Source organism: Chryseobacterium sp. C-71 (genome assembly GCF_020911865.1).
Classification (GTDB): Bacteria; Bacteroidota; Bacteroidia; order Flavobacteriales; family Weeksellaceae; genus Chryseobacterium.
In genome coordinates this window covers 383,203-407,714 of sequence record NZ_CP087131.1, presented here as the reverse complement: position 1 = coordinate 407,714, position 24,512 = coordinate 383,203, and the positions used below count along the sequence as shown (strand labels likewise).

Here is a 24,512-nt window from a genome sequence, read left to right as displayed (position 1 = left end):
CGAGAGAAAGTAAATTTTCAGTTGTCGAATGGAATATTACCTAAGACGAAATTGAACATTTTGAATACGATAATACATTATACATTTTAACAATAAAATTATGCAATACAGAAAATTAGGAACTAGCGATTTAGAAGTTTCAGCAATCACTTTTGGAGCTTGGGCTGCCGGTGGCTGGATGTGGGGAAGTACAGATAGAAACGAGGCGATTGATGCCATCAAAGCTTCGTATGATGTTGGTGTAACTTCCATAGATACCGCTCCTATCTACGGACAAGGTGCTAGCGAAGAAATAGTCGGCGAGGCCATCAAAGGATTTCCCAGAGATAAAGTTCAGATCTTGACAAAATTTGGGATGCGTTGGGATTTAGCTAAAGGAAATCTTGCAATGAAAAGTAAAAATAACAATGGACAGGATATTGACATTTACAAATATGCAGGAAAAGAAAGTATTATTCATGAGTGCGAGCAAAGCTTGAAAAGGCTGGGGACAGATTATATTGATTTATACCAAATTCACTGGCCAGATTCTACTACGCCGATTGATGAAACCTTTGAAGCAGTTTCAAAGTTGATTGAGCAAGGGAAAGTTCGTTTTGCTGGAGTATGTAATTATGATGCGGCTCAAATGGCAGAGGCTGAAAAGACTTTACAATTAGTTTCCAATCAGATTCCGTTCAGCATGGTTAACCGTGGGATTGAAGAAGAAACTGTTCCTTACTGCATCGAAAACAACAAATCTATTTTGGCATACAGTCCGCTTGAAAGAGGTTTGTTGACAGGGAAAATTACTTCCGATTATAAATTTAAAGAGGGTGATCACAGAGCGGGTCACGCTCATTTTCAGCCAGATTTTATAGAGAAAACGAATCAGCTTTTAGATAAAATTAAACCGATTGCAGAACTGCACAACGCCTCTTTAGGTCAATTGGTTTTAAGATGGACGATTGAAAGACCGGGAATCACGATTGCATTGGCAGGAGCAAGAAACGCAGAACAAGCCGTACAAAATGCAAAAGCAATTGATATTCATTTAAGCAAAGAAGAATTGAAAGGAATTGATGATCTAGTTAATGCTTTTTAAATAAAAAATGGAAAAAAGAAATAACAGATACCAGATTGATCTTAAAGAATTATCATTAAAAGACAGTTCGGAAGCAAGTAAGAACATCTCTTTTGAATTTGAAAACCATGATGATCTTTTTAAAATTTTTGATTTAATTAAAACTAAAAATCTCTTTGAAGATGAAAAGACGTCGCTAGAGTTTAGCTTAGGTTTAAAATTATTTACAGAAGTTTTGATTACGAATAAAAATCATACGCTATTTGAGGATTTACGCCCGGCAATTCAGGAATTTATGAAGAAACTGAAAAGCACGTAATTTTAAATGTTCAATTCTAAATTTAAAAAAATAAAACTAAAAATGGATTTACAGTTAAAAAATAAAACAGCTTTGGTTACCGGTTCCACAGAAGGAATCGGTTTTGCCATTGCCAAAGGTTTGCTGAAAGAAGGAACAGAAGTTTATATCAACGGACGACAACAGGAAAAGGTAGACAAAGCGATCGCTCAACTTAAAAGCGAACTACCCAATGCTGAGGTAAAAGGTATTGTTGCTGATTTTTCTAAAATTGAGGAAGTGAATGCACTGATAAAACAGCTTCCAGAGGTTGATATTTTAATAAACAACGTCGGAATCTACGGAGATCAGCCGTTCGAAACGACAGAAGATGATACTTGGTTTCATGATTTCGAAGTAAATGTGATGAGCGGTGTAAGACTGTCTCGTCATTATGCTCCGATCATGAAAAAGAAAAACTGGGGAAGAATAATCTTTCTTTCCAGCGAATCGGCGGTGAATATTCCGGACGATATGATTTTGTATGGAGTCACAAAAACTGCTTATCTTGCATTGAGCCGAGGGTTGGCAAAACATTTGAAAGGAACAAATGTAACCGTTAATGCGATTTTACCAGGCCCGACCTGGTCAGCAGCAAACATTAAAAACATGCAGAAAATAGCTGATGAACGAGGCGTCAGCCTTGAAGAAGCAGGAAATGCTTTTGTCAAAGAAAAAAGACCTTCTTCTATTGTAGGAAAATTTGTAGAAGCGGAAGAAGTTGCTAATCTCGTGGTGTACACCGCAAGTCCGCTTTCTTCGGCAACAACGGGTGCGGCGTTGAGAGTTGACGGTGGTGTTATTGATTCTGCATTTTAGTCTTCATTAAATTAAATCAAAAATATGAGTGAGAAAATAGGTTTCATCGGTTTAGGAAATATGGGACATCCGATGGCAAAAAATTTGGAGAAAGCAGGATTCCCATTATTCGTTTACAACAGAAGTGCAGAGAAAGCTGAAGATTTTAAGGCTCAGTCAAAAGTTGCGGTCGATGTCAAAGAATTGGTGAAAAACAGTGATGTCATTTTCACGATGTTGACCAATGATCAAGCGGCAAATGAGGTTTATAAGCAAATTTTAGAACTGAATATCTCAGATAAGCTGTTCATCGACATGAGCACAATTTCGCCTGAAACAAGTGGGAAGATTGCAGATGCAGTGAAAATAAAAGAGGCCTCATTCCTTGACGCTCCGGTTGCGGGGAGTACAAAACCTGCTGCTGAAGGAACTTTAATTATCATGGTCGGTGGAGACGAAAAAGATTTGGAAAGAGCTAGGCCTTATTTGGAAAAACTTGGAAAGCAGATTAAACATTTAGGAAAAAATGGAAAAGGTCTGGCTGCAAAATTGTCGGTCAATTATTTCATTTCGGCTTTGTATCAAGGTTTAGCAGAAACAATTTTGTTTTCGGATACATTAGGAATCGAAAGAGAAGATATGCTTGACATCATCAACGAAAGTGCAAGCGGAAGCGGCGCCACAAAAGTGAAAACGCCTCTGTTGATAGAAGAAAATTACCAACCTGCATTTTCCTTGGATTTAATGTTAAAAGATATTCTGCTGGCGAAAGACGCAGGTGCTGATTTTCCTTTCACCAAGACATTAATTGAAACTTACAAGTCTGCTCAAAACGAAGGTTTCGGGAAAGATGATGTGATTGGGATCATTCAGTATTTAAGTAAAATGTAAAAAGAACCAAGTTAAAAGTTTATGGAAGAATTGGATAATAGGTGTAGTTATCTTCCGGCTTCCTTCTTCTATCCAAAAATATTACAATGAAAGACTTCAAAACCCTATTCTTCTTCCTGAGACTTCCGATCGCCATTTCATTGGCAGGCCATGGGTTAGTAAGAATTCCAAAACTACAGTCCTTTGCTGAAGGAATGGTAAAATCTATGGAGAAATCGGCAATTCCGGAAGTATTGATCACGCCTTTCGGATATCTGCTTCCATTTTTAGAAGCGATAGTCGGAATTGCTTTATTGATTGGTTTTAAACCGAAATTAACCATTTATGCTTCATTTACCTTGATGAGCATACTGATTTTGGGAAGCAGCTCTGTTGAAAACTGGTCAGCGATTGAAGCGCAGCTACTCCATTCACTGTATCTGTTTGCGCTTTTGTGGTTTTATCTAAAATACAGTTCAGAAGAACATCAACCATAATATAACAATATGAAAGAACGAATTCTAGAAGGCGAATTGTGGACTGCCAAAAAAATTGAGAATAATTATATCGTGAGCATTAAAGACCAATCGAGTATTGTGCAGGCATTGAATGATTTTGTTTTAAATCAGAATATCAAATCGGGACAGGTGACAGGAATTGGCGCGGTAAGTGAAGCCACGCTGAGGTTTTTCGACTTTTCTACGAAAGATTATGTCGACAAAAAGTTTGACGAACAGATGGAAGTTACCAATATATCAGGAAACGTTTCGGTTGCGGAAGATAAACCGCTCCTCCACCTGCATATTACTTTGGGAAGACAGGATTACTCTGCCATTGCCGGGCATTTACAGGATGCAAAAATTCGGGGAGCGGGAGAATTTTTCTTTTATCCGATGGGAGTTCCGGTTTTTAAAACTAAAAATGAAGACATTGGAATTCTTCTCTATGATTTTGAAAAGTCTGATGAGAAAGCATAATTTTGTTTTAAATTACCCAGATGTTTGACGTACTCATTTCACATATTCAAAACAAAGTACATTTAACCGAAAAAGAAAAAATCTAATTACAATCTTTTTTCTCGGTTAAAAAATTAAAGAGAAAACAGTTCTTACTTCAGGAAGGAAATATCTGCACACATCTTTCTTTCGTAAGTAAAGGTTTGCTCAAATCTTATTTTGTTGATGAAAAAGGTGGTGAAAACATCAATATGTTTGCTTTCGAAGGCTGGTGGATTTCAGATTTTAAAAGTTTTATCAATAAGGAAAAAGCAGTTTTAAATATCGATGCAGTTGAAGAAACAGAAATACTCATGATCACTCTTGAAGGTTATGAAAAATTGATGCTCAAAATTCCGGTGATGGATCGTTATTTCAGAATTCTGTATCAGAATAGTCTGGTGACAAAAGATTATCGTTTGATTGCTTCCAACAGTTATACAGCCGAAGAAAAATATCTTGAGCTGTCTAAGAAAAATCCCGAAATGATCAAAAGAATTCCTCACAATCTGATTGCTTCATTTTTAGGTTTAGCTCCCGAAACCGTCAGCAGAATTCGTAAAAAACTTTTATTAAAAAGTTAAATCTAAATTTTTACCTTCAACTATCAACTATCAACTAAAACTCATGACTTAGATCAAGTGTTTTCGATTCTCATCCTCATAGCTTTGTAGAAGAAATTTTACAAAATGGAAAACAATAAAAATATCGCATTGGTCGTCGGCGCAACCGGAATTACGGGTAGCAATTTGGCAAACGAACTTATTTCTCAGGGCTGGACAACCTACGGAATCTCCAGAAATACAAACAACAATATCGAAGGATTAATTTCTGTAAAAGCTGATCTTTTGGATATCGAAAGTTTAGAAAATGCTTTAGAAAACATCGCTCCCACTCATGTTTTTTTTACAACATGGATGCGAAATGATACTGAAGAAGAAAATATCCGTGTCAACAGTGCTTTGGTGAGAAATCTGTTAAATGTTTTGTCTGAAAAAAAGTCAGTGCAGCACGTTGCTTTGGTAACCGGATTGAAGCATTATTTAGGACCATTCGAAGCCTACGCAAAAGAAGGAAAACTTCCCGAAACTCCTTTAAGAGAAGAACAGCCGAGACTCCCACTTCCCAATTTTTACTATGCTCAGGAAGATGAGGTTTATGCAGCTTCTGAACGAGATGGTTTTAGCTGGAGTATTCACAGACCCCATACCGTAATTGGCTATGCAGTCGGAAATGCAATGAATTTAGGAACGACATTAGCAGTTTATGCAAGCATTTGCAAAGAGACCGGTAGAAAATTTATCTGGCCTGGATCATCCGCACAGTGGAACGGAATTTCGGATGTGACGGATGCAAGAATTTTAGCTAAACAATTAGTTTGGGCATCAACCACAGAAGAAGCGAAAAATACAGCATTTAATATCACAAACGGAGACATTTTCCGTTGGAAATGGTTGTGGTACAGATTGGCAGATTATTTTGGTGTGGAAGCAATTGGTTATGAAGACGAAATCAAACCTCTCGAAAAAGAAATGCAGAATAATCAGGAAATCTGGAGAAAAATAGTCAAGAAATACAATTTAAAGGAAAAAAATATAGAAAGATTGTCATCGGCATGGCATACCGATCTTGATTTAGGAAGACCACTTGAGGTGATGACAGACATGACCAACAGCAGAAAAGCGGGATTCAGAGAATTTCAAAATACCGAAGATTCTTTCTTTGATTTGTTTAAAAAATTGAAGGAAGAAAAAATTATACCTTAAATATTTGTGAGAAGAGTTGTTTAGAAGCAACTCTTTTTTTTGATTAATAAAATTGTTTCAAAAGAAATATAAAAACAATTCAAGTTTTTAAATAATTTGAATAAGAAAATTTGAAAACGAACTTAAATTTAGAGCTAATTGCATATAAGTATCGAAAAAACATAATTTGGTTAGGTTTTTGAATATTCAGAAACACACTAATCATCACTCATTTGAAACTCATCACATTCACAAACAAAGGTATTTACTGTCCGCAGGGTAAATTTTATATTGACCCGTGGCGACCTGTAGATTTTGCAGTTATCACGCACGGTCACGCAGATCACGCCCGTTGGGGAATGAAAAAATATCTTTGCCATCACTTCACAAAACCCATCTTACATCAAAGGATTTCTCCGGATATCGAATGTCAGACTTTGCAATACGGCGAAGTTTTAGACATTAATGGGGTCAAACTTTCACTGCATCCGGCTGGTCACATTATTGGTTCGGCTCAGATTCGTTTGGAATATAAAGGTTATGTGAGCGTGGTTTCAGGTGATTATAAAGTTCAGGATGACGGTTTGAGTACGCCTTTTGAATTGGTAAAGTGTAATGAATTTGTTACAGAAAGTACTTTCGGACTTCCTATTTACAATTGGCTTGAAGTTCCTGATTTAAATAAAAGACTTCAGAATTGGGTTTTGCGGAATCAGGAAAATCAGAAAACTTCCGTGTTTATCGGATATTCTTTGGGTAAAGCGCAGCGAATTATGAAAGCCGTTGAAGGAATGGGAAAAATACACGTCCACTACTCGATTGGAAAACTCAATAAAGCCTTTGAAGAAGTCGGAATCGTGCTTCCAGATTATGAAGTTCCAGATTTCAGGGAAAGCATCAAACACGTTGCAGGTGACATTGTCATTGTTCCGCCGGCATTGTTAGACAGCAATGTAATTAAGAAAATTCCTGATGCTGCGACAGCAATTTGCTCCGGTTGGATGCAGGTTCGTGGTGCGAGAAGATGGCGAAGTATGGACGCTGGTTTTCCGATGAGTGACCATGCCGACTGGAAAGGATTGTTACAGGCAATCAAAGCAACTGAAGCTGAAATCGTTCACGTAACACACGGTCAAACCGAAGTTTTTTCTAAATATTTAAATGAAATCGGAATTAAATCTGATGTTGTGGAAACGCTGTATGGAGATGATGACGATGAAGTGACTGAAAAGGAAGTTGTATCAGATAAAAAAGATAAGCAAGCTTGAATAAGCGATTAATTTTCATTAAACCTTGAAAGTTTCGGAAGCTCCGTAGGAGCGAAATGTTTGTAGAAGAAGGTAATAATGTGAGAAGTTTGAGCTCCGTAGGAGCGACATTAAGTAATTAGTTTTAAACGTCGAATTGCCCGCAGCCCGACTTGAGTGGATTTCGAGGGAACAGAAGGCATAAATGAAAGAAAGGCGTAGACTTTTATTGAAATAAATTTACGAACGAAGGTCATAGCTGCCCAAAAATACAAAACATTCAATGGATGTAAATTATATCCAAATTAAAGAAATGAAGAAATGAAAAATTTCGCAGAACTCATCAATGCCTTAGAAAGCACCAATAAAACCAATGCTAAAATCGATGCCATCATCGATTATCTTGAGCGTGCGCCTGATGATGATAAATTGTGGTTCATCGCCTTGTTTACGGGGAAAAGACCCAAGCGGAATGTGAACACCAACTATATGAAAGAATGGGCTTTGGAAATTATCCAACTGCCTTTTTGGCTGTTTCAAGAAAGCTATTCTTCGGTCGGAGATTTGGGTGAAACGATATCATTGATTCTTCCTCCGCCTACAGAAAAAATCGAGAAAACACTGTCTGAATGGATGAATGAAATCATCGGACTGAAAACCAAAACTGAAGCCGAGAAAAAAGAATTTGTCTTAAATTCCTGGGCTGGTTTAGATTATACCGAACGATTAATTTTCAATAAATTATTAGGCGGAAGTTTCAGAATTGGGGTTTCCTCAAAGACTTTGATTAATTCTTTAACCAAATTTTCCGGACAGGAAGCAAGCACTTTGATGCACAGTTTAATGGGGAAATGGCAACCTGATGAAGTTTCATTCAAAGAATTGATTTCGGCTGAAAACATCAATCCCGATAATTCAAAACCCTACCCTTTTTGTTTGGCCTATCCACTGGAAAAAGAGTTGGAAGATTTAGGAAAACCTGAAGAATGGTTGATTGAATATAAGTGGGACGGAATCCGTGGACAAATCATCAGAAGAAATGAAGAAGTTTTTATCTGGTCGCGCGGGGAAGAATTGGTGACCGAACAATTTCCCGAAATTGCCGAGACCGTAAAAGCGATGAAAGGCAACTTTGTAATAGATGGAGAAATACTTGCGGTAAAGGAAGGTAACGTTTTAAATTTTAATGAATTACAGAAACGATTAAATCGTAAAACTTTAACTAAAAAAATGCTTACTGAAATTCCGATTGAGGTTTTTGCGTATGATATTCTGGAACTGGAAGGAACGGATTTAAGAGAAAAACCCATTTCTGCCAGAAGAGCAATGTTGCAGGAATTATTATTAAATGAATCTCCCGAAAACATCAAAATTTCTCAGGCTATTGATTATGAAGATTGGAGTAAATTAGATTTAATCAGAGAAAATTCAAGGGAAATCAACAGCGAAGGTTTGATGCTGAAACAGAAAAATTCGCATTATCATTCAGGACGAAAAAAAGGGGATTGGTGGAAATGGAAAATCAGTCCGTTGACGATTGATGCAGTTTTGATTTACGCCCAAAAAGGTAGCGGACGAAGAAGTGCCTACTACACTGATTACAGCTTTGCCGTGAAAAGTGGCGATAAATTGGTCACCATTGCCAAAGCATATTCTGGACTGACCGACAAGGAAATTATGGAAGTCAGCAAGTTTGTGAATAAAAATGCGATTGAAAAATTCGGTCCTGTCCGTACCGTAAAAGCTGAATTGGTTTTCGAAATTGCGTTTGAAGGAATTGGCTTCAGCAACCGTCACAAAAGCGGTGTGGCATTGCGTTTTCCAAGGATTCTAAGATGGCGGAAAGATAAAACAGTAAATGATATTGATGATATTGAAGAGATTAAGAAATTGATACAGTAATTTATTATTAGTTTCTTATTTTTTGTTTAGATATTTTTGTTAAAATTAATAATTATGAGTTTTAAAATTTTAGCAATTAGACCATTAAAAAACTGTAAAAAATCGTTTCTTAAAAACTTAGAGATTAATAGATTTTATAAGTTTTATAATGATTACGAATTTTTTAATGGAGATACAAAAATTGACAATTACGAAAATGAAATAGATATTTCAGACAAATCGATTACAGAAATTAAATACAATGAATCGATTCCTGAAAATTTCTATGGAAACAAAATCAATATTTCAGCCGTAGTTGGAAAAAATGGAAGTGGTAAAAGTAGTTTATTAGAGTTAATTTATATAGCATTTTATAATTTATCGATTGAAAATGGTGTCATCAAAAAAAGCAACAAATTTTTACAAATATCTGATATTAATTTAGAGCTTTATTTTCTTTTAGAAGAAAAAATTTATCAGATAATATTTTCCGCTAAGCCTACACAAATTAGATGTTTTGAAAAAGACAAACTAAAATTCGTACTAATTGATGATGAAAAAAATCATCTAAAAGAATTATTAGATAAAAACTCATTCTTATATAATATTGTAATTAATTATTCTCTTTATGGTCTAAATTCAAAAGAAGTTGGAGATTGGATAGAGTCTATTTTTCACAAGAATGATGGATATCAAACTCCCATAGTTTTAAATCCAATGAGAACAGAAGGGAATTTCGATATTAATACAGAAACTGATTTGGCGAAGCAAAGATTCATTACAAATTTAGTTCTTAACGAAAGTTTATTATCAATCGGATCCAATAAAAAAATTTTGAATTTTACAATTGAATTGAAGGAGTATGAAAATGATTTTGGTTATTATATTGATGATAATGATTCTTCTCGCTACTATGATGACCCTGATGTATATTTTAAGAATTATCTTCTAAAATTCTTTTTCAAATTTAATTCGAATGAACTGGATTTAACATATGATGGAATAAATAAAATCCTTATAAATTACATTCTACGAAAATTAGTGAAAATTACTGAGCAATATGATTTTTACAAAGATTATAATATTTATGTTGAAGGGGATAATATTACATATACTATTAATAATTCAAAAGAATTCTATACTCAACTAAACTTAGATAATAGTCATATTACTTTGAAACTAAAGCAGGCTTTAAATTTTTTATTTTTTAACAATTTACAAAATCGAAAACAAAATATTTTGTTTAAAAATTATTACGAAAAACAAACTTTTGTTGATAATAATTTTAGAGATTTTTTTGAAGAAGTAAATCAAAATGTAAGAAGCAAAATTGAATTTTTTAAAAATAAAAATAATTGTCAAGCTATCTATTTTTTGCCTCCAGCAATATTCGTGAGCGATTTCATTTTGGATGGAAATTATTCTTTCTCAGCATTAAGTTCAGGAGAGAAACAACGAATTTACAGTCTTAATTCTATATTATATCATTTACTGAATTTAAATTCAGTTCATTATAATAAAAATGCAAAATATAAGTATGAAAATTTAAATGTAATTCTTGATGAGATTGAACTTTATTATCACCCGGAAATGCAAATTAATTATGTGAAAGATTTAATTGATAATGTTAATAAATTAAAATTAGATTTTATAAAAAATTTAAACTTTACTTTCATTACACATTCACCTTTTATTTTATCTGATATTCCCAAACAAAACGTATTATTTCTAGAAGTTAATGAAAACCAAAAATCTCAACCAAAGGATTATGAGAATAAAAACACATTTGCAGGTAATATTTCCGAGCTTTTAGAAGATAGTTTTTTCTTAAATGATGGACTGGTGGGAGCTTTCGCTAAACAAAAAGTTGAAGAAACGATTCAGTGGTTGATTGAAATGGAAGAAAAAATAAAAACTAATAAAAATTTCCAAGAAAATATTGCACAAATAGATTATTATAAGAAAATAATTAATCTTATTGATGAAACTGTAATACATTATAAGTTGAAAGAAAAATTCTATGAACTTTTTCCTCTTGAATTCGAAGAAGACCAAAAAGAAAAAGAATTAAAAAAGTTAGCAGAAGAATTAGGATATAAAATTGAAAAACTATAATGATTTATTTAAAATTTAATAAAAAAGCATTTGAATTTCATACAGAAAAAGTTCAAAATATTTTTGATGAAATATTAGATAAAGGCTACATAAAAAGAGGTAGACCATCCTTAAATATACATTTAAATAAAGATTTTTTGGATTTTCTACATAATAATGCTACAGATTTAATTTCAGGAAAACCAAAAAGATTATTAGAAATTAATAAGGTATATGAAAATATTATTCTAAGTGATTCAGAGAAAGACTATATTAAAAATTTCTTTTTGCAGACGGGTTATGGTGGTTTTCAAAAAAAATATGGAAAAGAGTTTTTAGATTTAATAGGAGTTGATACTTGCGTCTATTGTAATAGAAATTATACAATTAATATAACAAAAAATCACTCTAGAGCAGAGCTTGACCATTGGTTTCCTAAAACACAGTTTCCTTTATTATCATTATCATTTTATAATTTAATCCCAAGTTGTCATTCTTGCAATCATATAAAAGGAAATCCAAAAATTGATTGGGACAATGCATTAAATGAATATATTCATCCTTATTTTAAAGAAAATAATGAGGGATTTAGTTTTGACTTTTTTTATAATAAATCTTTAGATAGATTAAATGTTGAAACTAAAAGTTTTAAAAAAAATATTAAAACAGACAAAACTCTCAACTTCAATAAAACCAAAGAAATTTATAATTCACATTCTGAAAAGGAACTAAGAGATTTAGTAAATCTAAGATATAAATATTCAAAAAATTATATAAAAATACTTACAGAAAATACTTTTGAAAATTTGAAGATTAGTAAAGATGAAATTTATAGAACAATTTTTGGAATAGAAATAAACGAAAATGATTATCATAAAAGGCCATTTAGTAAGTTCAAAAAAGATATAATTGATAAACTATTACGCATTGATAAAAATCTTTTAGATTAATTTAAATACCATTAAAATCTTGAGCAACTACGAAAATACAGAAGGCTTCAAAATCATTCAAAACTGGATGATGGAAAAAGGCAATTCCCCATTCAAATTTCAGGTGGATACCTGGAAGAAATTTGGCAGTGGCTACAGCGGAATGGTGGTAGCTCCGACCGGTTTTGGGAAGACTTTTTCTGTGTTTTTAGCTTTAATTTCAGATTTTCTGACGAATCCTGATAAGTATAAGAAAGGGCTGAAAATGATTTGGATTACGCCACTTCGTTCTTTATCCAAAGATATTGCCAAAGCAATGCAGGAAGCAATTGACGAGATTGGACTAGACTTGGCAGTCGGCGTAAGAAATGGCGACACCGACCCGAAAGTCCGTCAACAGCAGGTCAAAAATATGCCTGAAATTCTGGTCGTAACTCCAGAAAGTCTGCACTTGCTTTTGGCTCAGAAAAATCATCAGCGATTCTTTACCAATATGCATTGCGTTGCGGTGGATGAATGGCACGAATTGTTGGGTTCAAAACGTGGTGTGATGGTCGAACTGGGAATTTCACAACTCTTTCATTATGTTCCGAAACTTAAAATCTGGGGAATTACGGCAACTATAGGAAATCTCAATGAAGCGCAGGATGTTTTGATTCCTTATGACATTAAGAAAACAAAAATTACAGCTAAAGAACTCAAGAAAATTGATATTATTTCGGTTTTCCCAGATGAAGTCGAACTTTTGCCTTGGGCAGGACATCTCGGACAGAAATTAGCAGACAAAGTTGTTCCAATAATTTTGGAGTCAAAATCGACCATTGTTTTTACGAATACACGAAGTCAGAGCGAAATGTGGTATCAGCTTTTACTGAATGCATACCCCGATTTTGCCGGACAAATCGCCATTCATCACAGTTCAATTGATGCGCATTTGAGAATCTGGATCGAAGAAAATTTAAGTTCAGGAAAATTAAAAGCGGTTGTTTCCACTTCGTCTTTGGATTTGGGAATCGACTTTAAACCTGTTGATACGGTCATTCAAATTGGTTCTGCGAAAGGTGTTGCGAGATTTCTGCAACGTGCAGGACGAAGTGGCCACTCCCCTTTTGAGACCTCAAAAATCTTCTGCGTTCCTACGCATTCTTTGGAATTGATTGAAGTTGCCGCACTAAAAGAAGCTGTAAAACAAAAAGTTATTGAACCTCGTGAACCAGTGGTTTTGTGCTTTGATGTCTTGGTTCAGTTCCTGATGACTTTGGCGGTTGGCGACGGATTCTTTCCCGATGAAGTTTACGAAAGAATCAAAAAAGTTTATACGTTTCAAGAGATTAGGGATGAAGAATGGAAAGCGATGATAGATTTTCTAACGATTGGCGGAAGCGCGTTGAAAAGCTACGAAGAATACCATAAAGTTGTTGTGATGGAAGATGGTTTGCACAAAGTGACTTCCCGAAAAATTGCAATGCTCCATCGAATGAATATGGGCGCCATTGTCAGCGATGCTATGTTAAAAGTTAAATTTATTTCCGGTGGTTATATCGGGATGGTTGAGGAATATTTTATTTCAAGATTGAAAAAAGAAGAAAAATTTATTTTAGCGGGTAGAGTTTTGGAAGTGGCGATGATTAAAGATATGACGGTTTTCGTTCGGGCTTCCAAAGGAAAAGCGCAAGCGCCGAGTTACTTGGGTGGACGATTGCCTTTAAGTTCAAATTTGGGTCATTTTTTACGAGAAAAATTGTCCGGAGCGTTGAATCCGAAAGCTTCTGAGAAGGAACTGAAATTTCTACATCCGCTTTTGGCCAATCAGGAAAAGCGTTCACACATTCCGAAAGATGATGAATTTTTGATTGAACTCATTAAAAACCGTGAAGGCTATCATTTGTTTATGTATCCTTTTGAAGGCCGTTTGGTACACGAAGTGATGGCAGCGTTGATTGCCTACCGAATTTCCAAACTGGCTCCAATTTCCTTTTCAATGGCGATGAATGATTACGGTTTTGAACTGTTCAGCGATAAAGAAATTCCGCTGAATGAGGATAATTTAGATAAAATTCTGACGAGAGATAATCTGATGGTTGATGTGATTTCGAGTATTAATTCGGCCGAAATGGCGAGACGTAAATTCAGAGATATTGCGGTAATTTCAGGAATGGTTGTGCAGAATTTCCCTGGACAGCAACGTTCCAATAAAGCTTTGCAAAGTTCAGCCGGATTGATTTTCAAAGTATTGGAAGATTACGATCCGAATCATTTTTTGGTAAGGCAGGCTTATACGGAAGTTTTCAATATGCAATTGCAGGAACAACGTTTAGTAGAAGCTTTTAAACGAATTGAGAAATCGAAGTTTATTTTAAAATATTCCAATAAATTTACGCCTTTGAGTTTCCCGATTAAGGTCGACAGTTTACGGCAGACTCTGACGAGTGAAAATCTCGATGCGAGAATTCAGAAATTAATTAAACAATCCGGAAGAAATATTAAAGATGAATAAAAACTTCCGTCTTCCAACTTTACTATGAAGATAGCGACCAAAGACATAACCATTCAAAATGAAATCTTCACTTTAACCAACCAAAGAGCTTTGTATTGGGAAAAGGAAAAGGCGTTGATTTTTTCAGATTTACACATCGGAAAAACCGCTCATTTTCGTAAAAACGGAATTGCTTTAGCGAATCATATTATGAAAAATGATTTGGAGCGTTTATCCATTTTAATTGAGAACTTCCAGCCTGAAAAATTCATTATCGTTGGTGATTTATTGCATGCAGGAAACAATTCAGATGTTGATGAATTCTGTGCTTGGCAAAATCAATATCCTGATATTAAATTCATTTTAGTAGAAGGAAATCACGATAAGATCTCGAAAACATTAGAAAAAAAATTATGTTTGGATTCACGAAGTGCTTCGTTAGAAATTGAAGATATTGCTTTCGTTCACGATTTTGATCGTTCAAATCCTAAGTTTCAAATCACAGGACATATTCATCCAGGATTTGTTATCAATTCTCCAGTTAAGAAAATTAAACTACCCTGTTTTGCTCAAACTTCAAAGCAATTGTTGTTGCCTGCGTTCAGCGAATTCACAGGTCTGGATACAAAAAACATCCCTAAAAAAGGAATGTATTTTGTTTTTACAGATTCTGAAATTTATGAGATTTAGATAAATTTATAATTCATCAAACCATTTATAAATATCGACTGATGAAGAGATATTCAGTTTTTTTCTGATTCTGTTTTTTCTGTTTTGTATTGCTTTCGGGGTTACATAAGTGTAGGTCGCAATTTCTTTTGTCGTTAGATTCAATTTCAGATATATACAAAATATCAGCTCCGAATTTTGGAGATTGGTTTGTATTGCTGCCAGTTTTTCAAAAAAATCCGGATTTGAAGTTTTGAATTTACTCAAAAGTCGCGGTGAGTTGTCTTTAGCAAGTCTTATAATTTCCTCTTCTGCCAAATTTTTCATCATATTTCTCAATTATATTTTTTTCATTTCATAGTAGTACATCTATTTAATAGTAAGTTTTTAGATATAATTCTACCATCAAATGATTAATTATCATCAAATATATTAGATTATACCGTTGACTTTTTATGATTGAAATCAAGATGTCAAAATTTAAATTAAACTCAAATCAAAAACCATGTGGTATCTGTGTGGTAGCACATTAATTCACTATTAATAAAAATTATTTTTTCTTTACATTTTATTAAAATATCCCTATTTAAAGTAAATACAAGGAATAATAATTAGTGTTTTTAAATCAATTTATGATTAATGAAGATCTACTGTTTTCTAATGGTGCAGAATTAAAAAATTTCAAAGCAAACGAGATAATTTTTGCTGAAGGCGACACGCCTTCCTATTATTTTCAGATTACAAAAGGTAAAGTGAAAATAAACAACTTCAACGACCAAGGAAAAGAGTTTATTCAGGGTATTATTTCTAAAGGCGGAAGTTTGGTGCCAACTGCCTTCTTTACAGCAAAACCTTATCCTTTGAATGCTGTTGCCATTGAAGATTGTATAGTAATCAGATTACCAAAACATAATTATCTGCAGCTTTTAAAACAAAATCCTGAATTGTATGAAACTACTTTGAATTTCATTTCAGAAAATATGTATTACAAATACATTATGATGCAAAGCATGTCATTTCAAAATCCTGAAAATAAGCTTAAAACGTTGATGAATTATCTTAAAAATCAACATTATGATCAGTCGCAATATTCATTTCAAATTCCATATACTCGCCAGCAATTGGCTTCTCTCACCGGATTAAGCGTCGAAACCGTCATCAGAGTCACAAAAAATATGGAGAAGAACGAAATTTTAAAAATACAAAACAGGAAAATATTTTTTTAATACGTTCCCTATATTTTATTTAAAACTAAATTTATCCGTTTACAATCAATCCGCCGTTGGGATGCAAAACCTGTCCTGTGATCTGCACGGCCTGATCTGATGCGAGAAAAAGAAAACTTGCAGCAATTTCTTCTTCAGTTGCATTTCTTTGTAGTGGTGGTTTAGATTGATCTTCTTCATCTTCGCCGAAAGTTTCTTTAGTAAGTGGCGTCGCTACTGGTCCTGGTGCCACAGCGTTTACCCGAATTCCTTTGGGTTTAGCCTGTAATGCCAATGATCTTGTGAATGAGACAATTGCTCCTTTCGTTGCCGAATAATCTAATAGCTCTGCATGACCTTGATAAGCTGTAGCAGAAGTAGTATTGATTACAGACCCGCCCTCTTTTAAAGATGGAAACGCAGCTTTGGTCAATAAAATCATCCCGATGATATTTGAATTAAAAGTTGTACGAATGTTTTCTTCCTCCAAATTTTCAATACTATCACATGGAAATTGAGTTCCTGCATTATTGATTAAAATATCTAATTTTCCGAACTCTGAAACTGTTTTTTCAACTGCTTTGTTACAAAAATCTGAGTCATTGATATCGCCTTGTAAAATGATTGACTTTCTTCCTAAAGAAATAATTTCATTCATCACTTTTGCAGCACCCTCTTCATCCGAATGAAACATAATTGAAACATTGGCACCTTCTTTAGCAAAAAGTAATGCTACTGCTTTTCCTATTCCGCTGTCGGCTCCTGTGATGAGTACCGATTTGTTTTCTAACTGCATTTATATTTCGCTTTTTGGTTTGATTTAAATTAATTTTAAAAGAAAATTTTTCTATTGTCAATTTTCACGGTAAAATCTTTTTCCATTTTTTTTATAGTTCTGATAACCGTTTCTACACGAAGTCCTGTAAGATTGGCAATCTGCTGTCGAGTCAACTGAACCTGAAATGATAAAGGAATATCGTCACTGTGAAAACTTTTTAAATATTCTAATAAACCTGTCAATCTTATAACAGGATCATTCGAAGCTAGATTTTGCATCATAATAAATTGATAATGCATTCTTTGGGACATGCAAGAATTAATCTGAACAGATGTTTCCGGATGTTTCTCAATAAGATTCAAAAAATTAGGTTTAGCCAATTTTATCACTCTGCAGTCTGTGATTGCTTCAGCATTGATCGGGTATCTTTTGTCAATAAATAACATAGAATCTCCAAAGCTTTGACCCGCGCCTAAAATATTGTGTATAAATTCTCTACCTTCATCATCCTGATTATTTTCCTTCACTTTTCCTTCTACAATTTGAAAATAATACAAAGGAATTTCACCTTGTTGAAAAAACTTTTCACCCTCTTTGTATGATTTTATTTCACCTCCGAAAGCCTTTAAAAGATCTTCATCTAATTTAGTACAGCTAATAGTTTTCATATCATTTAATTAGTTTACCGAATTTTTAAGACATATTTTGTGCCAATTTCCATTGAAACATTACTTGATTTAGTAAATCAATCTTTATATCCTGAAACTTAATTCACTACAATTATGATTTGAATCATAATTAATCAATATATTTAAACTATTTAATGTATTTTTAAATTATTTTAAAGTAATTATCATTTTTTGAGCTATTTTTTAATTTTTGGTTAGATTTTTGAAGTTGAAAAATCAGTTAGAACATTTTTCTAACGCAAGAGAAATCTCCACTTCTCTTTTTTTATTAAATCACACTTAAATATTAATATTATGTCAACAGAAAATCTAACGCACCTTGAGGCGATTAAAAAAATTAAAGAACTTTCAGAAAAGGCAAGAATTTGTATGTTTGCTACAGATCTTGAAACTTTACCGATTACTTCAAGACCAATGGGGCTTCAGGAAACTGATGATGAAGGTAATCTTTGGTTTATCAGCAGCGAAGCAAGTAACAAGAATTTTGAAATCAGAGATGACCGAAGAGTACAGCTTTTCTTTATGAATAACAGCAATTCTGAATACTTATCAATCTACGGAGAAGCTTCAATTTATAAAGATAAAACCACCATCGAAGAAAAATGGTCAGCAATGGCAAATGCATGGTTTGACGGTAAAGAAGACCCAAATGTATCAATCATCCGAGTAGAACCTAAAGAAAGTTATTATTGGGATACCAAAGCAGGAAAATTGGTAAGTATGCTAAGTTTTGTGGCTGCAGCAGTGACCGGAAATAAAACTGATAATTCAGACGGAGTTGAAGGAAACGCAACGATTTAGAATTTTTTTAAAACTAAAAAAAATGTAGCCATGATTTTTGAAGACCAACCGCATGCTGTTCGCCAGGAAATGAACAGCATGCCACACGAAAACCTGAAGTTCATTACCAATATCATCAATTTTACCGGTGACAAATCTTTCATTCTCACCTCTCTGCAGAAAATTCAGAATAGCACACTCTGTGAGATTAAAAGAAATACCATCGATAAATTCATCAAAGAATACGCCATGAATTTTGACGGATTCGTTGAAAATGATATCAGTCTTCATCACAACTCAAACAAACAAGTCTGTCCTGTTTTTGCGAAGAGATCTTTTGATAAAGTAATGATGGAACAGGAATATCTGAATAGATTGGTAAGCATTCTGAATCCGGATTAATGACTAATCAGTTATAAAATTTTTTCTCGCCAACTCTTTTCTCACACGGCTTAAGCTTTCAGGTGTGATTCCTAAATATGATGCCACCATCCACTGTGGAACTCTGAGAAGCAGATCAGGATACATTTTGATGAATTTTAAATATCTTTCTTCTGCTGTTTCACCCAATAAAGAATTGATTCTGTCTTGTAAACTTTTCACATGTTTTTGGAGGACTAAATCATTTTTTTCTATGCTGTTTGGAAACTCTTCTAATAATCTATTAAAAAAATCACGCTGCAAAACTGAAACTTCAGAATCTTCTACTGCTTCAATATAATAGTTTGATTTTTCACTGAAATAAAGACTGCTTCGGTCGCCAATCAACCAGTTTTCAGGAGCAAACTGAATAATGTGCTCTTTTCCGTTTTTATCAATAGAAAACATTCTTAAAAGTCCTTTTTCTACGAAAAATGTATTGCGGCAAACTTCACCGTATTGCAACAAAAGCTCACCTTTAGAAACTTTTTTTGTTTCGTATTGTACACTGCAAAGGCTTAATCGTTCTGCTGGAACCTCTAAAACTTTTGCTAAATAATTGGTCATATTACTCATGAGGTGATCTGGCTTAAAGTGATATCCTGATGTGATGCATTATTGATTTCGTCACCATTTTCGATGACAATCAATTGCGGACTTTCATGTCTTATCCCGAAATCTTCTGCGATTTTATTCGAAATATTTCTGTGCGCCAAAAGGTCTAAAAAGTAAAGGGTAGCGCCATGTTCCTGAGCTTCTTCAATTTCTTTTTCAAAATTTTTCAAAACCGTTTTACTGATAAAACAGCTCGTAGAATGTTTGAAAATCGCAATTTTTCCAGAATACGATTTTTTAATAGCTTCTTCCAAATCTTTTTCAGATTCTATTAAATTCCAAAAAGATTTTGACTTATTTTCTTCTGTCTTTCCGCCAAATATTTTATCTAAAAAACTCATACATTAAATTGTTTTAAATGGTGATTGAGATGTTTATATTCCATAAAACCCCAATCCTTTTCTTTCATCGTTCCAAAAAGTGCGTGATCATTGGGCAAATTATGATTTTCATAAGCTTTTACGTATTCGTTTAGCGTGTTCAAAAGATTATTTTTTGCTCCCTCAAAATCACACTCAAAATTAACGATTAGTTTTTGAAAACTCGGCATATTATGCGGAATTCCGTTATTGAAAATCTGAATTTCTTTTTTAGTTAAAATTCCTATTGCTCTGAATATAAAATTTGGCTTAGAAAGATGAACTTTTTTCAATGGAACTTTTAAAATCAATTCGCAATGAGTGAGCATTTGTGCAACGTTCATCCTACCCCATTTTCTATGAGAATTTTCGGAAAGCAGTGAGATTCTTGAGATAATTTCATTAAAATCATTGCTGTTATGAAGACTTTTTTTTACCAAGCTTTTTCGTTCTTTAAGTTTTCAATGTGTGCAAAGTGATGATTGCAATGCCAAGCGTAAAAAGCCAAAAAATATCTGAGATTATAGTCATTTTCCTTTTCAGGATGACGGAAGGTTTTTTCAAACTGCTTATTGGTCATTGTTTTTAATAAGACATACCATCTTTGATGAATACCTTTCAACATTTTCATCGCTGGTTTTACCGGCATGCTTATGCTGTCCTGAAGTTCTGCCCACTTTGCTTCATCGTAAGGTTTTATCGTTGGATTTTGTTCTGTTAAAGCTAATTTAAAACGAATAAAACTGTTCGCATGACTGTCTGCCAGATGATTCACAAGTTGTCTTACCGTCCAGCCACCTTCTCTGTATGGTGTGTCTAATTGCTCATCTGAAAAATCTTCAATCAGTTTTTTTAGTTTTTCAGGGAAATTTTTGATGACTTTAATATGGCTTTCCAGCTCAATGTCGCAACTGGTATTATTTTCCTGAAATTTTCCGATGGGGAATTTTTTATGCTCTAAATTATCCATAGTTGATTTTTATTTGAGTCTTGCTTTTCCAATCTTTTTTAAGCAATTTTTGATAATAAGTTTTTTGTAAAAATATCAAAAATCCGAGAATTTAAATATGAAATAAACTTTAATTATCATTATTTTGTCTGAAAATTTTAGACAAAAAAAACTCCAATTCTTTTAAAAATTGAAGTTTATTATAAGTTTAATTGAATACATTAATAACCATGTAAATCAATACCTTCTGTACGCTGTAAAGTGATTTTCTTTCCCATTTTTTTCTGAATCACTCGAAAATGTTGCAATTCATCATCCGTCAGAATATTGATGGCAGTTCCTTTTTCGCCTGCACGACCTGTCCTACCAATTCTGTGAATATAATCTAAAGGCGAACGCGGCAATTCATAATTAATCACACAAGGCAAAGACTCGATATGAATACCACGACCAATCAAATCTGTTGCGACCAAAATCTGAGCGCCATTCACTTTAAATTCTTCCAGATTATTTCTACGCGCACCCTGCGATTTCTGACTGTGAATAGCAACAGCTTTAATTTTATTTTTCTTTAGTTTTTCAACCAAATTGTCAGCAGATTTTGTAGATGAGACAAAAATCAGTGCTTTCTCAACTTTCTTTTCTTTAATTAAATATCTTAAAAATGGACCTTTATTTTCAGGCGAAACGTGATATGCCATTTGCTCAATATTGTCGATTTCAACTTCTTCTTTTTTAATTTCAATCAATATGGGATTCATTGAAATACGTTTCTTCATCTCAGAAACCTTTTCATCTAACGTTGCAGAAAATAACGTCGTCTGTTTCATCACAGGCATCATTCCGAAAAGCTTATCCATCTCTTCTCCAAAACCAAGCTGAAACATTTTGTCGGCTTCATCAATCACCAAATGTTGAATTCCCGAAATGCTCAATGCATTATGATCGATCAAATCTAAAAGACGACCAGGTGTTGCAATAAGAACCTCTACACCAAACATTCCTTTCATCTGTGGGTTGATAGAAACACCTCCATACACTGCCATTGTACGAATCTCACGTTTCAAGTTTTCTGTAAAAGCTCTGAAAACTTCATCAATCTGAATCGCCAATTCTCTTGTAGGAACCAATATCAAAACCTGAACGTTACGATCTTTTTTCACGTCTGCATTTTGCAGTTTCTCTAAAATCGGCATTACAAAACAAGCTGTTTTTCCGGAACCTGTTTGAGCAATTCCCATCAAATCTTTTCCTTGTAAAATTACAGGAATAGCCTGTTCCTGAATTGGAAATGGTTTTAAATACCCTAACTTTTTAACAGAATGAATGATATTGCTTGATAATCCTAAAGACTCAAATAACATAAAATATTGATTTATTGCAAAGATAAGCTATTGGTATTTGTTTATTCCAGAAAATACTGATTGTAATAATTTTAATAAATAAAGACTTTTATTTAACCTTTTCATTTTCCGTGCAGTTTGTCATTCCGGAGGAATCTAAATATCGAAAATAAAGTATCATAGAGATTCCTCCGGAATGACAAACTGAGCGTTCATTTTTAGGTATTAATAAGCTTCTTCACATTTATAAAATTGATTGAGAACGATATTCTAAATGCCGTTTTGTCCGATAATTAAAATTTGGATAAATTTTTGAATATTAGATTTTAATAAATTATTAAAAAAATCAACCATAATAATAAGTATGAAAAAAGCATTAATAATAGTCGATGTTCAGAATGATTTTTGTGAAGGCGGAGCTTTAGCTGTTCCAGGAGCAAACGAAGTAATTCCGTACATCAATCTTCTGATGGAAGAAAATGAATATGACCAAATTGTTCTGACGCAGGACTGGCATCCTGCCAACCATAAAAGTTTTGCAAGCAATAACAATAGAAAAGTTGGCGAAAGTATTATTTTAAACGGTGTTCCGCAGTTTATGTGGCCAGATCATTGTGTGGAAGGAACGTTCGGGGCAGAATTTCATAAAGATCTGAACAGAGAAAAAGTAACTCATGTAATTCAAAAAGGGAAAAATACTGAAATTGATGCTTACAGTGGTTTTCAGGATAACAATCACTTTATGAAAACCGGTTTGGATGACTTTTTAAAATATCACGATATTCAATTGGTTGAAATTGTTGGGCTGGCATTAGATTACTGTGTAAAATTCACCGCTACAGATGCTGTGGCAAACGGTTACGTAACTTGTCTTCATTTTAACGGAACCCGTGCTGTCAATGTAAAACCAGATAACGGTAAAGATGCTGTTTTTGAGATGATTCAGAAAGGGGTGACGGTTTTGGGGTAATCTGTTATAAGTTTTGTATTATTAATTATGAGTTAATTATTAATACAAACTTAACTGATAATCTACTACACAAAAAAAGACGCAGAAATCAATTCTGCGTCTTTTATATTTTAAACTTAAATCTCTATTAAAGCATTTTCAAGTTATTCACTTCCAAATCTGTAAGGATTCTCCAATGTCCTCTTTTGATGTTTTTCTTCGTCATTCCTGCAAACATTACTCTGTCTAATGCTTCCACCTCGTATCCTAATCTTTGGAAAATTCTTCTGATAAGACGGTTCCAGCCGATGCTGATTTCCATTCCAATTTCATTTCTTGGTTTCCCTTCGATGAACGAAATTTGATCTACCACTGCAATACCTTCTTCCAAGCGAATACCTTCCGCAATCAGCTTCATGTCTTCATTGGTTAATTTCTTATCCAAAGTGACATGATAGATTTTTTTAGAATCAAAAGATGGGTGCGTCAGTTTCTTCGTCATGTGTCCGTCATTGGTCAAAAGAATAACTCCCGTTGTAGAACGGTCTAATCTTCCCACCGGGAACAGACGATATGGTGATGCATTGGCAACCAAATCCATCACGGTTTTTCTTGCTTTGTCATCTTTGGTTGTAGAAATATATCCTTTTGGCTTATTCAAAAGTACATAAACTGGTTTTTCCGGAGTAATACCCTGTCCGTCAAAAACTACTTTATCTGTTTTCTCAACCTGATATCCCATTTCGGTAACTACCTTTCCGTTGACTTCTACCAATCCTTGAACGATTAAGTCATCCGCTTCTCTCCTGCTGCAAATTCCTGAGTTTGCGATGTATTTGTTAAGACGAATCGTGTCTTTATGAACATCTTTTTCAACTTTCTTGAATCTTCTTTTCTGTACAAAAGATCTTGCTCTGTCATCATCTCTGTCAGTCTCGCTGCCAGGTCTTCTTCCATATTTTAAGCTTCCTCTTTCGTATTTATCTCTGGTATTGGTACTTCTTACACCACCCCTTTTAGATCCAAAAGATTTTTTTTCTTCACCCTTGTTGGATACAAATGGTTCTTTTTCAACTTTTGAGTATTTCTTTTCCATTCGACTCTCATAGCTAGTATCAGATCTCCTAGAATCAGGTTTTGAAAAAGGTGTAGAGCTGTCAGTATCTCTATCGCTTCTGCCGAAAGGCTTTTTTTCAAATTTTGATGAGCCGTTGTCATCTCTATCTTTTGGCTCAAAACTTCTTCCGCCAGTTTTAGAGAACGGCTTCTTAAAAGATTTTGAATCTGAAGAATTTCCAGATTTAGGAGAGCGAGGACTGTC

27 protein-coding genes are annotated in these 24,512 nt (G+C 33.9%); 18 read left to right on the top strand and 9 right to left on the bottom strand.

Annotated features, from left to right (window positions below; translation table 11 throughout):
- Nucleotides 1–100 precede the first annotated feature (100 nt).
- The 14 genes from LNP04_RS01720 (at nt 101) to pdeM (ending at nt 15,125) form a co-directional block, all read left to right on the top strand.
- Nucleotides 101–1,084, top strand: coding sequence for an aldo/keto reductase (locus LNP04_RS01720; protein WP_229984867.1), 984 nt, complete (start codon nt 101–103; stop codon nt 1,082–1,084).
- Between the two features lie 7 nt (nt 1,085–1,091).
- The gene (locus tag LNP04_RS01715; RefSeq protein WP_229984866.1) at nt 1,092–1,382 is read left to right on the top strand and encodes a DUF3861 domain-containing protein; all 291 of its coding nucleotides are present in this window, start codon (nt 1,092–1,094) and stop codon (nt 1,380–1,382) included.
- Between the two features lie 42 nt (nt 1,383–1,424).
- Nucleotides 1,425–2,219 (top strand): SDR family NAD(P)-dependent oxidoreductase, encoded by a 795-nt coding sequence (locus LNP04_RS01710; protein ID WP_229984865.1) that lies wholly within the window; start codon nt 1,425–1,427, stop codon nt 2,217–2,219.
- Between the two features lie 24 nt (nt 2,220–2,243).
- The gene (locus LNP04_RS01705; protein WP_229984864.1) at nt 2,244–3,089 is read left to right on the top strand and encodes an NAD(P)-dependent oxidoreductase; all 846 of its coding nucleotides are present in this window, start codon (nt 2,244–2,246) and stop codon (nt 3,087–3,089) included.
- An 86-nt stretch (nt 3,090–3,175) separates the two neighbouring features.
- Nucleotides 3,176–3,565 (top strand): DoxX family protein, encoded by a 390-nt coding sequence (locus LNP04_RS01700; RefSeq protein ID WP_229984863.1) that lies wholly within the window; start codon nt 3,176–3,178, stop codon nt 3,563–3,565.
- Nucleotides 3,566–3,574: 9 nt separating this feature from the next.
- The gene (locus LNP04_RS01695) at nt 3,575–4,045 is read left to right on the top strand and encodes a PPC domain-containing DNA-binding protein (protein ID WP_229984862.1); all 471 of its coding nucleotides are present in this window, start codon (nt 3,575–3,577) and stop codon (nt 4,043–4,045) included.
- 149 nt (nt 4,046–4,194) lie between these two features.
- Complete coding sequence (locus LNP04_RS01690; RefSeq protein ID WP_229986334.1) at nt 4,195–4,647, top strand: Crp/Fnr family transcriptional regulator; 453 nt, start codon at nt 4,195–4,197, stop codon at nt 4,645–4,647.
- A 105-nt stretch (nt 4,648–4,752) separates the two neighbouring features.
- The gene (locus LNP04_RS01685; protein WP_229984861.1) at nt 4,753–5,829 is read left to right on the top strand and encodes an SDR family oxidoreductase; all 1,077 of its coding nucleotides are present in this window, start codon (nt 4,753–4,755) and stop codon (nt 5,827–5,829) included.
- A gap of 212 nt (nt 5,830–6,041) precedes the next feature.
- A complete protein-coding gene (locus tag LNP04_RS01680; RefSeq protein ID WP_229984860.1) occupies nt 6,042–7,076 on the top strand; it encodes a ligase-associated DNA damage response exonuclease in 1,035 nt (344 codons plus the stop codon).
- Nucleotides 7,077–7,376: 300 nt separating this feature from the next.
- Nucleotides 7,377–8,957 (top strand): ATP-dependent DNA ligase, encoded by a 1,581-nt coding sequence (locus tag LNP04_RS01675; protein WP_229984859.1) that lies wholly within the window; start codon nt 7,377–7,379, stop codon nt 8,955–8,957.
- Between the two features lie 54 nt (nt 8,958–9,011).
- Nucleotides 9,012–11,051 (top strand): AAA family ATPase, encoded by a 2,040-nt coding sequence (locus LNP04_RS01670; protein WP_229984858.1) that lies wholly within the window; start codon nt 9,012–9,014, stop codon nt 11,049–11,051.
- Nucleotides 11,051–11,980 (top strand): HNH endonuclease, encoded by a 930-nt coding sequence (locus LNP04_RS01665; protein WP_229984857.1) that lies wholly within the window; start codon nt 11,051–11,053, stop codon nt 11,978–11,980. Before LNP04_RS01670 ends, LNP04_RS01665 begins: the two co-directional genes overlap by 1 nt.
- A gap of 67 nt (nt 11,981–12,047) precedes the next feature.
- Complete coding sequence (locus LNP04_RS01660; protein WP_229986333.1) at nt 12,048–14,456, top strand: ligase-associated DNA damage response DEXH box helicase; 2,409 nt, start codon at nt 12,048–12,050, stop codon at nt 14,454–14,456.
- A 24-nt stretch (nt 14,457–14,480) separates the two neighbouring features.
- Complete coding sequence (gene pdeM / locus LNP04_RS01655) at nt 14,481–15,125, top strand: ligase-associated DNA damage response endonuclease PdeM (protein WP_229984856.1); 645 nt, start codon at nt 14,481–14,483, stop codon at nt 15,123–15,125.
- A gap of 6 nt (nt 15,126–15,131) precedes the next feature.
- On the opposite strand, the gene LNP04_RS01650 is transcribed toward pdeM, so the two are convergent.
- Complete coding sequence (locus LNP04_RS01650; protein ID WP_229984855.1) at nt 15,132–15,434, bottom strand: hypothetical protein; 303 nt, start codon at nt 15,432–15,434, stop codon at nt 15,132–15,134.
- A gap of 302 nt (nt 15,435–15,736) precedes the next feature.
- On the opposite strand from LNP04_RS01650, the gene LNP04_RS01645 reads away from it, so the two are divergent.
- The gene (locus LNP04_RS01645) at nt 15,737–16,330 is read left to right on the top strand and encodes a Crp/Fnr family transcriptional regulator (protein WP_229984854.1); all 594 of its coding nucleotides are present in this window, start codon (nt 15,737–15,739) and stop codon (nt 16,328–16,330) included.
- A gap of 31 nt (nt 16,331–16,361) precedes the next feature.
- Here the strand turns inward: LNP04_RS01645 and LNP04_RS01640 are convergent, their stop codons facing one another.
- The gene (locus LNP04_RS01640; RefSeq protein WP_229984853.1) at nt 16,362–17,105 is read right to left on the bottom strand and encodes an SDR family oxidoreductase; all 744 of its coding nucleotides are present in this window, start codon (nt 17,103–17,105) and stop codon (nt 16,362–16,364) included.
- Between the two features lie 35 nt (nt 17,106–17,140).
- Complete coding sequence (locus LNP04_RS01635; RefSeq protein ID WP_229984852.1) at nt 17,141–17,755, bottom strand: Crp/Fnr family transcriptional regulator; 615 nt, start codon at nt 17,753–17,755, stop codon at nt 17,141–17,143.
- 315 nt (nt 17,756–18,070) lie between these two features.
- On the opposite strand from LNP04_RS01635, the gene LNP04_RS01630 reads away from it, so the two are divergent.
- Together LNP04_RS01630 and LNP04_RS01625 are read left to right on the top strand one after the other, a co-directional pair.
- Complete coding sequence (locus LNP04_RS01630) at nt 18,071–18,577, top strand: pyridoxamine 5'-phosphate oxidase family protein (RefSeq protein WP_229984851.1); 507 nt, start codon at nt 18,071–18,073, stop codon at nt 18,575–18,577.
- 30 nt (nt 18,578–18,607) lie between these two features.
- On the top strand, nt 18,608–18,958 hold the full coding sequence (locus tag LNP04_RS01625; protein ID WP_229984850.1) for a hypothetical protein: 351 nt from the start codon (nt 18,608–18,610) through the stop codon (nt 18,956–18,958).
- Nucleotides 18,959–18,961: 3 nt separating this feature from the next.
- Here LNP04_RS01625 and LNP04_RS01620 read toward each other — a convergent pair whose 3' ends face one another.
- The 5 genes from LNP04_RS01620 to LNP04_RS01600 form a co-directional block, all read right to left on the bottom strand.
- Nucleotides 18,962–19,552: a Crp/Fnr family transcriptional regulator gene (locus tag LNP04_RS01620; RefSeq protein ID WP_229984849.1), complete on the bottom strand. Its 591-nt coding sequence runs from the start codon at nt 19,550–19,552 to the stop codon at nt 18,962–18,964.
- Nucleotides 19,549–19,932, bottom strand: coding sequence for a bacillithiol system redox-active protein YtxJ (gene ytxJ, locus LNP04_RS01615; RefSeq protein ID WP_229984848.1), 384 nt, complete (start codon nt 19,930–19,932; stop codon nt 19,549–19,551). Before ytxJ ends, LNP04_RS01620 begins: the two co-directional genes overlap by 4 nt.
- A complete protein-coding gene (locus tag LNP04_RS01610; protein ID WP_229984847.1) occupies nt 19,929–20,390 on the bottom strand; it encodes a DUF1569 domain-containing protein in 462 nt (153 codons plus the stop codon). Before LNP04_RS01610 ends, ytxJ begins: the two co-directional genes overlap by 4 nt.
- Complete coding sequence (locus LNP04_RS01605) at nt 20,384–20,920, bottom strand: YfiT family bacillithiol transferase (protein ID WP_229984846.1); 537 nt, start codon at nt 20,918–20,920, stop codon at nt 20,384–20,386. The genes LNP04_RS01610 and LNP04_RS01605 overlap by 7 nt, the downstream gene beginning before the upstream one ends.
- A gap of 200 nt (nt 20,921–21,120) precedes the next feature.
- Nucleotides 21,121–22,263, bottom strand: coding sequence for a DEAD/DEAH box helicase (locus LNP04_RS01600; protein ID WP_229984845.1), 1,143 nt, complete (start codon nt 22,261–22,263; stop codon nt 21,121–21,123).
- A gap of 343 nt (nt 22,264–22,606) precedes the next feature.
- Here LNP04_RS01600 and pncA point away from each other — a divergent pair, with 343 nt between their 5' ends.
- Nucleotides 22,607–23,212 (top strand): bifunctional nicotinamidase/pyrazinamidase, encoded by a 606-nt coding sequence (gene pncA, locus LNP04_RS01595; protein ID WP_229984844.1) that lies wholly within the window; start codon nt 22,607–22,609, stop codon nt 23,210–23,212.
- Between the two features lie 127 nt (nt 23,213–23,339).
- Here pncA and LNP04_RS01590 read toward each other — a convergent pair whose 3' ends face one another.
- Nucleotides 23,340–24,287 carry a pseudouridine synthase gene (locus LNP04_RS01590; protein WP_229986332.1) on the bottom strand — a complete coding sequence of 316 codons (948 nt, stop codon included), beginning with the start codon at nt 24,285–24,287 and terminating at the stop codon, nt 23,340–23,342.
- Nucleotides 24,288–24,512 lie beyond the last annotated feature (225 nt).